At 69.5% G+C, this 12,205-nt stretch carries 10 protein-coding genes; 2 read left to right on the forward strand and 8 right to left on the reverse strand.

The features are described from left to right. Positions 1-209: 209 nt before the first annotated feature. On the forward strand, positions 210-1,223 hold the full coding sequence (locus ACEN96_RS21675; RefSeq protein ID WP_495585113.1) for a hypothetical protein: 1,014 nt from the start codon (positions 210-212) through the stop codon (positions 1,221-1,223). Positions 1,224-1,246: 23 nt separating this feature from the next. On the opposite strand, the gene ACEN96_RS21680 is transcribed toward ACEN96_RS21675, so the two are convergent. The 7 genes from ACEN96_RS21680 to ACEN96_RS21710 all read right to left on the reverse strand — a co-directional run bounded on the left by ACEN96_RS21680 (position 1,247) and on the right by ACEN96_RS21710 (position 9,136). After that, positions 1,247-1,699, reverse strand: coding sequence for a PaaI family thioesterase (locus ACEN96_RS21680; protein ID WP_495585114.1), 453 nt, complete (start codon positions 1,697-1,699; stop codon positions 1,247-1,249). A gap of 19 nt (positions 1,700-1,718) precedes the next feature. Beyond that, a complete protein-coding gene (locus ACEN96_RS21685; protein ID WP_495585115.1) occupies positions 1,719-2,510 on the reverse strand; it encodes an SDR family oxidoreductase in 792 nt (263 codons plus the stop codon). 38 nt (positions 2,511-2,548) lie between these two features. Continuing rightward, on the reverse strand, positions 2,549-4,366 hold the full coding sequence (locus ACEN96_RS21690; RefSeq protein WP_495585116.1) for an acyl-CoA dehydrogenase family protein: 1,818 nt from the start codon (positions 4,364-4,366) through the stop codon (positions 2,549-2,551). A gap of 128 nt (positions 4,367-4,494) precedes the next feature. Continuing rightward, complete coding sequence (locus ACEN96_RS21695; protein ID WP_495585117.1) at positions 4,495-5,670, reverse strand: acetyl-CoA C-acyltransferase; 1,176 nt, start codon at positions 5,668-5,670, stop codon at positions 4,495-4,497. 28 nt (positions 5,671-5,698) lie between these two features. After that, positions 5,699-7,795 carry a 3-hydroxyacyl-CoA dehydrogenase NAD-binding domain-containing protein gene (locus ACEN96_RS21700; protein WP_495585118.1) on the reverse strand — a complete coding sequence of 699 codons (2,097 nt, stop codon included), beginning with the start codon at positions 7,793-7,795 and terminating at the stop codon, positions 5,699-5,701. Positions 7,796-7,997: 202 nt separating this feature from the next. Beyond that, positions 7,998-8,474, reverse strand: a complete 477-nt coding sequence (locus ACEN96_RS21705; RefSeq protein ID WP_495585119.1) for a hypothetical protein — start codon at positions 8,472-8,474, stop codon at positions 7,998-8,000. 182 nt (positions 8,475-8,656) lie between these two features. Further along, on the reverse strand, positions 8,657-9,136 hold the full coding sequence (locus ACEN96_RS21710) for a hypothetical protein (protein ID WP_495585120.1): 480 nt from the start codon (positions 9,134-9,136) through the stop codon (positions 8,657-8,659). A gap of 235 nt (positions 9,137-9,371) precedes the next feature. On the opposite strand from ACEN96_RS21710, the gene ACEN96_RS21715 reads away from it, so the two are divergent. After that, positions 9,372-11,408, forward strand: a complete 2,037-nt coding sequence (locus tag ACEN96_RS21715; RefSeq protein WP_495585121.1) for a hypothetical protein — start codon at positions 9,372-9,374, stop codon at positions 11,406-11,408. Between the two features lie 3 nt (positions 11,409-11,411). On the opposite strand, the gene ACEN96_RS21720 is transcribed toward ACEN96_RS21715, so the two are convergent. Then, a complete protein-coding gene (locus ACEN96_RS21720) occupies positions 11,412-12,179 on the reverse strand; it encodes an ABC transporter ATP-binding protein (protein ID WP_495588656.1) in 768 nt (255 codons plus the stop codon). Positions 12,180-12,205: the final 26 nt, after the last annotated feature.

Below are 12,205 nucleotides of genomic sequence, written 5' to 3' on the forward strand. Positions count from 1 at the left end.
GATGGATCGGGCGCGGACGCGCCTCGTTCCGTGACGGAATGCCGGCGATTGAACCACGCCCGCCCCACCCCTCGCGTCCCTCGGGTGACAGAAAAGAACGGTCGTGCTTTTCCTTTTGGTGCCGCGACGAACCTGCACATCCATGTCAAGAACTTCAAGGGGAAGTTGTCGACTGACCCTGCCATTCCAGCCCTTGCAGCCGTACCGCCATGCACATCCCCCGCTTGAAATTCCCCTGGCTTGACCGCCACTCGCATGCTCCCAAGGCGCCACAGCGGGCGGACGTGCGCATGTGGCTCCAGGGCGAGCTGCTCACCACCCGCAACGCCAAGCCGCTCAAGACGCTGGCGGGTCTGATGGACATGGCGCTGGCCCAAGATCCGGGCAAGCTGGACCTCTCGGGCGTGGAGCCATTCGCGCTGGGGCAGATGTCCTCGGGACTGATCCGGAGCCTGGGAGGACGGCGGCTGGCCACGCTGGTGCTGCCGGAGAACTGTCCGGCGGACATCGTCGAGCGCTGGGCCCGCGAACTGCACCACGTCGAGATCGAGCCGGTGGCGATCGTCCCGGAGCGTTACCGGATGGCGCATGCGCGTCCCCCGCTGCCGGTGGCGATACCGCCCCTTCCGCCATCGCGTCGCGGCAGCACCCTTAGGAAGGGAAAGACAGACCGCGCCACGGCGCAAGACACGCCCGCCCCGGAACAACCCAGGTATGCGGGGATCCGCCGCGGTCACGGCGTACCGCCACAGCGGCGGCCGTTGCCGATGACCGAGGCGCCTCGCGTCCCGGTGAGCGCCGGGGACTTGCAGACCCCGCCCCGGCCGCCGCTGCCGAGCGCCGACGCGTTGCAAGAGGCTGAATCGGCGGTGCGGCTCATTCACGTCTGGCTGTTGCGCTACGCGCGCGCGGAGGGCGCGGACTGCAAGACGGAGCTGTCATCCGATCAAGCCGATGCGATCGCCCGGCTGCTGCTCGCGGAACCGGAGCGAATGACGCCTCGTGAGCAACGGGCGTTCTTCTCCAGCAAGGCCGCGCTGGCCCGTCGCGCGCCCGGCAAGCCCCTGACTCTCACGCTGCCGCAGGTCATCGCGCTCGCCGCGTCGGTCTCGCTGGTCGAAGGGCGTGTCGCCGCCCTCGCGTACTCGAAGCAGCAGTATGGCAACGCCGCGCCGCGCGACGAAGCGCCGTCCGGCCCGAGGCGCCGCGCACCCGGCGGCTGAAGGCCCTGATCCGCCGGCCGGCCTCAGTCCTCGCTGCGCTGCAGCGCCTTGAGGCTGCGGCCCTTCCCGGGCAGCGCCTTCAGGTACTTGAAGGTGCCGGTCGCATGCGCGCAGAGCTTGCCGTCCTCGCCATAGACCGAGCCATCGCAGAAGGCCATCGTGGTCGAGCGGTGCAGCAGCCGGCCCACCGCGCGCAGCGCGCCCTCGCCGGGGCGCATGAAGCTGGTCTTCATCTCCACCGTCACCACGCCCGGCCCGAAGCCGGGCTGGTCGCGGTGGATGCTGCGCGCCGCATGCGCCATCGCCACGTCCAGCAGCGTCATCAGCACGCCGCCATGCGCCACTTCCCACGAATTCAGATGCAGCTCGCGGATGTCGACCCGCAGCTCGGCCTCGCCGTCGTCGATGCGGACCAGCTCGAAGCCCAGTTGCTGGACGAAGGGGATGTGGACGGGGAACTTCAGCGGCTCGGACATGGGATCGACGCGGACGGAATCAGCTGCCGTGAACGGCGGACACGCCGCCATCGACCGCCAGCACCTGCCCGGTGATGTGCTTCCCGGCGCGGCTCGCGAACAGCAGGGCGGCGCCCTTGAGGTCCTCATCATCGCCGATGCGCTTGAGCGGCGCGTGCTCGGCGAGCTTGTCCTCGCCGATGGCGGCCATCAGGCCCTTGGTCATCCGGCTCGGGAAGAAGCCCGGCGCCAGCGCGTTGACGGTGATGCCGTAGGCGCCCCACTCGCCGGCCAGCGCGCGGGTGAAGTTCACCGCCGCGCCCTTGCTGGTGTTGTAGGCGATGGTCTTCATCACCCCGCTGTTGCCGCCCAGGCCGGCGATCGACGCCACGTTGATGATGCGGCCCGAACGCCGCGGGATCATGCTGCGGCGCGCCACTTCCTGGCTCATCACGAACAGGCTGCGGATGTTCAGGTCCATCACCTTGTCCCAGGCCTCGAGCGGGTGCTCCTCGGCCGGCGCGCCCCAGGTGGCGCCCGCGTTGTTCACGAGGATGTCGATCTTCCCGAGCTTGGCCATCGTCTGCTCGACGATGCCGCGCGCCTGCGCCTCGTCCGATGCGTCGGCGGCGATCCACTGCGCGTCGATGCCGCGCGCCTTCAGGTGCGCGGCGGCCTCCTCCAGGTCGGCCGCCTTGCGCGAGCTCAGCATCAGCGTCGCGCCGGCCTCGCCCAGCGCCTCGGCGATCTGCAGACCCAGCCCGCGCGATCCGCCGGTCACCAGCGCCACCTGGCCGCTCAGGTCGAAAAGGTCTTGCACCTTGCTGCTCATCGTCGTCTCCTTGTCGGTTCGAATGTTCGGGGCGGGGATCAGAACCAGGCGTCCTGCATCTCGCGGGTGAGCGCCTCGCGCCGCGCGACCACGCCCAGCCAGGCGGGGACCTTGGGCAGCTCGTAGGCGAAGAAGTAGCGCTGCGCGGCGCGCTTGCCGCGGGCGAAGTCGTCGTCGCGGCCGTCGAGCGCCAGCGCGACGTCGAGCCAGATCCACGCCAGCACCGTGTGCCCGAAGGCCTGCAGGTAGGGCGTGGCATTGGCCAGCGCCGCCTCGGGCTCGCCGGTGGACCAGGCCTTCTTGGTCGCGCCGCCGACCGCGGCCAGCGCCGCGCCGAGCTCGTTGGCGGCCTCGGCAAGACCCGGCACCTGGCCGGCGCGCTGCGCGGTGTCGCTGATGCGCGCGGCCAGCGCCAGCAGCGCCTGGCCGCCGTCCATCACCACCTTGCGCCCGAGCAGGTCCAGCGCCTGGATGCCATGCGTGCCCTCGTGGATCATGTTCAGGCGGTTGTCGCGCCAGTACTGCTCGACCGGGAAATCGCGCGTGTAGCCGTAGCCGCCCAGCACCTGGATCGCCAGCGAGTTGGCCTCCAGGCACCACTCGCTGGGCCAGCTCTTGACGATCGGGATCAGCACCTCCAGCAGCCGCCTGGCGGCCTGCGCCTCGCCGGGCGAGCCGGTGTGCTGCTCGTCGACCAGGCGGGCGCAGAACAGCGCCAGCGCGAGGCCCCCTTCGACGAAGCTCTTCTGCGCCAGCAGCATGCGCTTGACGTCGGCATGCTCGATGATCGGCCGCTGCGGCTGCGCCGCGTCCTTGCCGGCCGCGGTCATCGGCCGGCCCTGCGGGCGCTGGCGCGCGTAGTCGAGGCTGGCCTCGTAGCCGGCGTAGCCCAGCATCACCGCGCCGAGGCCGACGCCGATGCGCGCCTCGTTCATCATGTGGAACATGCAGCGCAGGCCCTCGCCCGGCTGGCCGACGAGGTAGCCGATCGCGCCGCGCCGGCCGCCCGGCCTGTGGCGCCCCTCGCCGAAGTTGAGCAGGCAGTTGGTCGTGCCGCGATAGCCGAGCTTGTGGTTCAGGCCCGCCAGCGCCACGTCGTTGCGCTCGCCGGTCAGGCGGGCGGCGGGGTCGACCAGATGCTTGGGCACGATGAACAGCGAGATGCCCTTCGTGCCCGGCAGCGGCCTGCCATCGGGACCGGGGATTTTGGCGAGCACCAGATGGACGATGTTCTCGGTGAGCTCGTGCTCGCCGCCGGAGATCCACATCTTGTTGCCGGTCAGCCGGTAGCGCGGGCCCAGCGGATCGGCCTCGAAGCCGTCGCCATCGGGCTCGGCGCGCGTCGCAACGTCCGACAGCGACGAACCCGCCTGCGGCTCGGACAGGCACATGGTGCCGAACCAGCGCCCGCTGAACTCGTTCATCGCGAAGACCTCGCGCTGCGCCGGCGTGCCGTGCGCCATCAGCAGGTTGGCGTTGCCGTTGGTGAGCATCGCGTAGCCGCCCATGGCCACGCTGGCCTTGCTGAAGAAGCAGTTGGCGGCCATCTCCACGACGCAGGGCAGCTGCATGCCGCCGTGCTCATAGTCCTGCGCGGCGGCCAGCATGCCGGAGCCGGCGTAGGCCGCGAGCGCCTCGTGCGTCGCCTGGGGCAGATGGACGCGCTCGCCGTCGAAGCGGGGCTCCTCGGTGTCGGCGAGGCGGTTGAACGGCGCGAACTTCTCGCGGGCGATCTTCTCGCAGGTGTCGAGCACCGCGTCGAAGGTCTCCCGCGAGTGCTCCGAGAAGCGTTCGCGAGCCGAGAGTCGGTCGACCTTCAGCCAGTGATACAGCAGGAAGTCCAAGGTCTGGCGCATGAGCACCTCACGAAGGAGGCGGGGCGCAGCCCGCCGACATATCAAGCGGAGCCCGGGGATCCGGCTTTGCCGGGCCCTCGGGCTCGCCCCCTGAGGGGGCCGGCGTCAGCCGGTAGGGGGGGTGCTCGTCAGAGCACTTCAAAGACTCCGGCGGCGCCCATGCCGCCGCCGATGCACATCGTCACGCAGACGCGCCTGGCGCCGCGGCGCTTGCCCTCGATCAGCGCATGGCCGGTCAGGCGCTGGCCCGAGACGCCATACGGATGGCCGATCGCGATCGCGCCGCCGTTGACGTTCAGCCGGTCCATCGGGATGCCGAGCGTGTCGGCGCAGTACAGCACCTGCACCGCGAAGGCCTCGTTGAGCTCCCACAGGTCGATGTCGGACACCTTCAGGCCCAGGCGCTTGAGCACCTTGGGCACGGCGAAGACCGGACCGATGCCCATCTCGTCGGGCTCGCAGCCCGCCACCGCGAAGCCGAGGAAGCGGCCCAGCGGCTTGAGGCCCTTCTTCTCGGCGTAGGACTCGCTGACGATCGCGCAGGCGCCGGCGCCATCGGAGAACTGGCTCGCGTTGCCGGCGGTGATCACGCCGCCGGGCAGCGCGGTGCGGATGTCCTTGATGCTCTCGTAGGTGGTGCCCACGCGCAGGCCCTCGTCGACGGCGACGGTGACCTCCCGGGTCGACATGCCGCGCACCTTGTCGGCGACGCCGGCCATCACGGTGATGGGCACGATCTCGGCGTTGAACAGGCCTTCGGCCTGCGCCGCGCAGGCGCGCTGCTGCGAGGCGGCGCCGTAGCGGTCCATGCGCTCCTTCGGGATCTTGTAGCGCTGCGCGACGTTCTCGGCCGTCTGCAGCATGGACCAGTAGATCTCGGGCTTGTGCGCGGACAGCCAGCTCTCATGGATCATGTGGCGGTTGGCCTCGTTCTGCACGCAGGAGATGCTCTCCACGCCGCCGGCGATGAAGACCTCGCCCTCGCCCGCGATGATGCGCTGCGAGGCGGTGGCGATGGTCTGCAGGCCGCTCGAGCAGAACCGGTTGACGGTCTGCCCCGCCACGCTCACCGGCAGCCCGGCGCGCAGCGCGATCTGGCGCGCGATGTTGCTGCCGGTCGCGCCCTCGGGCGTCGCGCAGCCCATCAGCACGTCCTCGACCTCGCCGCCTTCGATGCCGGCGCGCTCCAGCGCCGCGCGCACCACGTGGCCGCCCAGCGTCGCGCCATGGGTCATGTTGAACGAACCCTTCCAGCTCTTGGCGAGCGGGGTGCGGGCCGTGGAAACGATCAATGCCTTGCTCATGTCTTGCTCCTGATTCGAGGTCCGCGGGTCAGTCGTTGAAGCCCTTGCCCTGGTCGGCCAGGCGCTTGAGCAGCGGCGCGGGCTCCCAGAAGCGGGCGTCGTCGAGCGGGTTCCTGGCGAAGCGCTTCATCGACTGCACCACGTTGTAGAGGCCGACGGTGTCGGCGTAGCACATCGGACCGCCGCGCCACAGCGGGAAGCCGTAGCCGGTCAGGTAGACCATGTCGATGTCGGAGGCGCGCAGCGCGATGCCTTCCTCGACGATGCGGGCGCCCTCGTTGACCAGCGCGTAGACCAGGCGCTGCACGATCTCCTCGTCGCTGATCTTGCGCGGCGTGATGCCGAGCGTGGCGCGGTGCATGTCGATCATCTGCAGCACGGTCTTGGACGGGATCGCGTCGCGCTTGCCGGGCAGGTAGTCGTACCAGCCGGCGCCGGTCTTCTGGCCGAAGCGGCCCATCTCGCACAGCAGGTCGGCGGTCTTGGAGTAGCGCAGGTCCGGCTTCTCCAGGTAGCGGCGCTTGCGGATGTACCAGCCCACGTCGTTGCCGGCCAGGTCGCCCATGCGGAACGGCCCCATCGCGAAGCCGAAGCGCTCCATCGCCTTGTCGACCTGCTGCGGCGTGCAGCCCTCCTCGAGCAGGAAGCCGGCCTGGCGGCTGTACTGCTCGATCATGCGGTTGCCGATGAAGCCGTCGCACACGCCCGAGACGACGCAGGTCTTGCGGATCTTCTTGCCCAGCGCCATCACGGTGGCGAGCACGTCCTTGGCGGTGGCCGCGCCGCGCACCACCTCCAGCAGCTTCATCACGTTGGCGGGGCTGAAGAAGTGGGTGCCGATGACGTCCTGCGGCCGCTTCGTGAAGGCGGCGATCTTGTCGACGTCCAGCGTCGAGGTGTTGGAGGCCAGGATCGCGCCGGGCTTCATCACCTCGTCGAGCTGGCGGAAGACCTGCTCCTTGACGGCGATGTCCTCGAAGACGGCCTCGATGACCAGGTCGGCCGAGCCGATGTCGGCGTAGTTCAGCGTCGTGTCCAGCAGCGCCATGCGCTGGGCGTAGCGGTCTTCCTTGAGCTTGCCCTTCCTGACCTGGGCCTCGTAGTTCTTGCGGATGGTGGCGATGCCGCGGTCCAGCGCCTCCTGCTTCATCTCCAGGATCACGACCGGGATGCCGGCGTTCAGGAAGTTCATCGCGATGCCGCCGCCCATCGTGCCGGCGCCGATGATGGCGACCTTGTCGACACGGCGCAGCGGCGTGTCCTCGGGCACGTCGGGGATCTTGGAGGCGGCGCGCTCGGCGAAGAACGCATGGCGCAGCGCCTTGGACTCGGGCGTGAGCATCAGCTGCTGGAAGGCCTCGCGCTCGGCGCGCATGCCGTCCTCGAACTTCATCGACACCGCGTTGGCGACGGTCTCGACGCACTGCAGCGGCGCGGGGAAGTTCTTGGCCATCGCGCCGACGGTGTTGCGCGCGAACTGGAAGAAGGCCTGCGCCTCGGGATGCTGCGCCTTGATGTCGCGCACGCGCGGCAGCGGGCGCTTGTCGGCGATGTCCATCGCGAACTGGACGGCGCCGTCGATCAGGTCGCCGTCGATGAGCTTCTGGAACAGCACCTGGCCAGGCACCTGCGCGAGCTGCTCGCTGGCCACGGGCTCGCCGCTGACGATCATGTTGAGCGCGGGCTCGACGCCGAGCGCGCGCGGCAGGCGCTGGGTGCCGCCGGCGCCGGGCAGCAGGCCCAGCTTCACCTCGGGCAGCGCGATCTTGGCGCCGGGCGCGGTGACGCGGTAGTGGCAGCCGAGCGCGAGTTCCAGGCCGCCGCCCATGGCGACGCTGTGGATCGCGGCGACGACGGGCTTGGTGCAGGCCTCGACGCGGTTGATCAGCGAGCCCAGGTTGGGTTCGGCCAGCGCCTTGGGCGAGCCGAACTCGCGGATGTCGGCGCCGCCGGAGAAGGCCTTGCCGGCGCCGGTGATGACGATGGCCTTGATGGCGGGATCGTTCTCGGCCTGTTCGACGCCCTCGGCGACGGCGAGCCGCGTGGCATGGCCCAGGCCGTTGACCGGCGGATTGTTGAGCGTGATCACCGCGATCTGGCCGCGGACTTCGTAGCTGGCACCCATGTGTGTTCCTTCCAGTGGGGGAAACGCCTCGCGGCCGGCCCGGTGTCTCCCCGGACGCCGGCTGCGAAAAGAACGATCGTTCGATTCTAGGCAGCGCCGATGCGCGCCGCTTGTCTCTGCTGTGACAGGGCGATACGGCGCGGCGCCGCAGACCTGGGACAGGTCCGGCGGACGGCGCGGGAAGCGGAACGAAGGGAACCGTTCAGAACGGCTTGTCGAGCTGCGTCGGCATGAAGCCGCGCGGCGGGGTGTCCGAGTCCTGGATCTCGGTCTGGGCGAAGCCGCCCTCGGCGGCGCGCTCGCGGACGCGTTCGGCGCGCTGGGCGGACTGCTCGGCCGGCGACAGCGGCGCGGGCGCGCTCACCGGCAGGACGGAATCCAGCGGAAGGATGGATTCGGGGCCTTCGTGCGAATCGTGCGGCGAGGAGGCCATCACGGCCTTGCGCCGCATGCGCTCGGCGACCAGGCGCAGTTCGCCGAGCTCGATCTGCAGGCGCTCGATCTGGCGGCGGGCCTGGGTGGTCTGTTCGTTGAGCAGCTGCCGCGACGATTCGATGCGGTCGATCAGGCGCCTCGCGCGCTTGAGCTTGCGCCACCACCAGCCGCTCGCGAGCGCAGTTCCCACCGCCAATCCGGCCAGCGTCCCGACGACCACCATCCAAGGCTGCACCGTGTTCATGGGCGGCTCCCTGTTCTTGTTGCCTGCCGGCCAATGTAGTGGGAGGACCAGCCGCCGGGGCGTCAAGGGCCACCCCGATCAGGGGACGCCGCCACCCGGACGGGGGCCATGAACGTGGGGGGTGGGGATGTCGGGAAGCGCCGCAGGACGACGGCGGCGAAGGCGACGGCGTCAGGCCGCCGTCAGAGCGTCGGATCGGCTTGCGTCGGCAGGAAGCCGAGCGGGAACGCGCGTTCCATGGGCTCGGTGGGGCAGAAGCCCCCGGCCGCCACGCGGTCGCGGGCGCGCTCCTGGCGGGCCGCTTCCTGCGTCCGGACTTCGGGCGCGATCGGCACGACGTTCTGCGGCGCACGCGCGCTCATCGGCGCCAGCATCGATTCGATCCATTCCGAGCCGCCCTGCCGCTCAGCGGTGAACTGCGCCTTGCGCCGCAGGTGCTCAGTCGTCAGGCGCAGCTCCATCATCTCCACCTGCAGCTGCTCGATCTGGCGGCGCGCGCCGTTGGCTTGGTCCTCGAGCTGGCGCCGCGACGCCACCAGCTGGTCGATCAGCCCGCGAGCCCGCCGAAGCTCCTGGCCCCACCACGCGCTCGCGACCGCCGCGCCCGCACCGGCGCCGGCCAGCACGCTGGCCGCCAACACCCAAGGCTGCATCAAGTTCATGGAGGGACCTCTGCTTCTGTATTTCGCTCCGGCAATGTAGTGCGGCCACAGAAAAAGTCCTCACCGGGGGCGGACATTCGTCACTGCCGCGCGCCCCTGACGGGGTTGGTGATGTCTTGGTTGCAACTTGACCGGCGCATCGCCTGCCAGCGCGTGACGCACGGCCAAGACCGCCGAACCGCGCCAGCAAGGTATGGCACTGCGTCGATCCTCCGCCACCTGAATCAGGCTCGCCATGACCTATCCCATTGCCGCCCGTCGCCTATCGGACGCAGCGACGCCGGCCGGCATTGAAGACACTCCCCCGCGCCTTGCCGACTCGCCGCCCTTCGGCGAGTCCCTTCCCGCGGACGAGGTCCTCAAGATGGGCCAGCTCGAACGCAATGAAGTGCTTCGGTTCTCAGCCGAAGTCGCGGCCTCCCTGACACGAGGGCAAGCTGCCCCCCTCTCCGGCCCCGCCTTGGAGGGCGTGATCATGGAGGTGCCGCTCTGCCTGCTGAATGCCGAACAACGGAAACAGGTCGTCGCGCTGCGGAGTGGCGGGGTTGACGCCATCGCTGATTTCTCTCGGCGCTTGCCCGCGAACGGCAACGAGGGCGAACTGTTCAATGCCGTCATGACTGCGATGAAGGTCGCTCATGACACTCGCCACCCTTTGCGCAAGGCCCTCGCCAGCCTGTCCCGATGGGAAACAGCCGCCACAGAGATCGACGACGCTCAAGCCAGGGCTGCCGGCGCGCAGGCGATTCGTCGCGCGGCCCTCGATGGGAATGTCACCTCGCTGGACTTCACTCGCCCGGATGGAGAAGGTCGGCCGACCCCGCTCATCGAATTGCCGCCGCCGGAATTGGCCGTGACACTGGGCCTGGCGGAACGGCGGCTCGAATGCGCACTGGGCACTTCCCGGCCCGCGAACCCTGGTGCCTTCAGCGCCTTCGCGCAGACACTCGGCCTGACCCGCTGCAGCATCGAGCTTCCCGGGTGGCGCGCAGCGCCTCTCACCTCAGTCATTCCCGTCTGCGCCGAAACGGTGCTGATCTCTGGTGATCCCGCCCTGCGCAATCAGTTCACTACGACCCTTCATGCCGAGTGGCGACAGCGCCCCGCCTTGCAGGTCGTGTCGCCGGTCATCAGTCCAGAGGAAGCTGCGAGTCGGGAGCAAGCGGCGGGTCGCCAGGCGGCATCGTGGCTCAATGATCTGGCCGCGCTGACCGCCCAGCCGCACAACGAGGCGCTCGCCGCTTGGGGATGTGACGATATGCAGGCGTGGGAGGAGAAGATGGACATGCCGGAAGCGCTTCGGCTGGCACGCTTCCTGATCGAGCTGGGACCTCGGCTTCAACGCCTCACGGAGCCCGGCGCCGCGCCACTGCGCGAAGAGATGTTCGCTCGAGGCCGTCGCCTGCTGCAGTTGGTGACGGCACAGCCCGCATTGCTGGCTGAGCTGCGTGGCGATCTTCTCGGCCCATGGGGCTGCGTCGATGCCAGGTCCAAGGCACTCCGTGACATGGAGTTGACGGCCCGCACCGGTGGTGACCTCTCATCGAGCGATGCCGCCGGCGTGCTGCTGCGTCTGGCGCTGCAAGTTCTCGTCGACAGCCATGTGGCCATCGAGAACAGCTCCATGGAGAACGTCGAGCACGGTCTCGCGCTACGGGCTCTGCTCGATCGCCGATTGACTGAAATCACCGGAAAGTCGTTTGCCCACGCCATGCCGCCCTACCACGCCCGGATCGGCGGCATGGCCGACCGGACCGGGGACAGCGAGCCGCCGCGGGAAGCGTGGAGCGAACTCCAGCGGGCCATCGTCGAAGACCTCATCGGCACCGAAGTCCGCAATGGCTTCCCCACGCTCCGGGAGATCATGTCCTGCGGCTCGGGGCCCGGGATGCGGGCGATGGAACGTCTGGAGAAGACCGACCCAGTGAAGAAATCCTGGGAACAGGCCTTCCTCGACGCCGAGGACCATGCCGACGAAGCGCGCCGGACTCACGACAAGCTCCGCGAGGAGAGCGAGCGTCAAGGGGCGCCGCAGCAAGAGCAGGCTGATCCCGGGCGCCAGGCATTGACCGATGCGACTCTGGCCGCCCAGGCGCGTGCTCAGGAGGCGCAGTCGGCCTTCGACGATATCCAGCAGCGCATGCCGCGAGAGCTGGCCCAGCGGCGCTTCGCCTTGATGAATGAATGGCTCGAGCCACTGCGCAAGCACTTCGGCGTCTCGACCGACGAGTCTCCGGCCGGGGCGGATCGTGAAGCCCACGCATCGCGCTGACCGTCAGACCTCCAGCCACTCCTTGCGCACGTAGGCATTCGCGCGCAGGTCGGCGGGCGTGCCTTCGAACACGATGCGGCCGTGGCCCATCACGTAGCACCGCTCGCTGATCTCCAGCGCGATCGCCAGCTTCTGCTCGACCAGCAGCACCGACACGCCGCGCCGCTTCAGTTCCTTGAGGTAGTCCGCGACCAGCTCGACGATCTTCGGCGCCAGCCCCTCGGTCGGCTCGTCGATCATGATCAGGTCCGGATCGCCCATCAGCGTCCGGCACAGCGTCAGCATCTGCTGCTCGCCGCCGGAGAGCACGCCCGCCTCGGTGTGCTGGCGCTCCTTGAGCCGAGGGAACATCGCGTACATGTCGTCGAAGCCCCAGCGCGGCTTCGCGCCCTTGCGGCCCCTCCCGCCGCCGCCACCACCGCCGCCCTTCTCGCCCAGCATCAGGTTCTGGTGCACCGTGAGCTTGGGGAAGATGTCCCGGTTCTCCGGCACGTAGCCCAGGCCGCGATGCGCGATCTCGTAGGCCTTGCGGCCCAGCAGCTCCTGCCCGCCCCAGGCGATTGAGCCGGTGCCGTCCACCTGGCCCATGATGGTCTTCACCGTCGTCGAGCGCCCCGAGCCGTTGCGGCCCAGCAGGCTGACGATCTCGCCGGGCCCCACCTCCATCGTCACGCCGTGCAGCACATGGCTCTTGCCGTAGAAGGCATGCACGTTCTCGAGCCGCAGCGCCCGCGTCCCGGCGGCGACCGTCCCCTGCGCCGCCGCGCGCATCGCGCCGGCGTTGCTGTCGTTGATCG

This window comes from Roseateles sp. Mitsp63 (assembly GCF_059491535.1).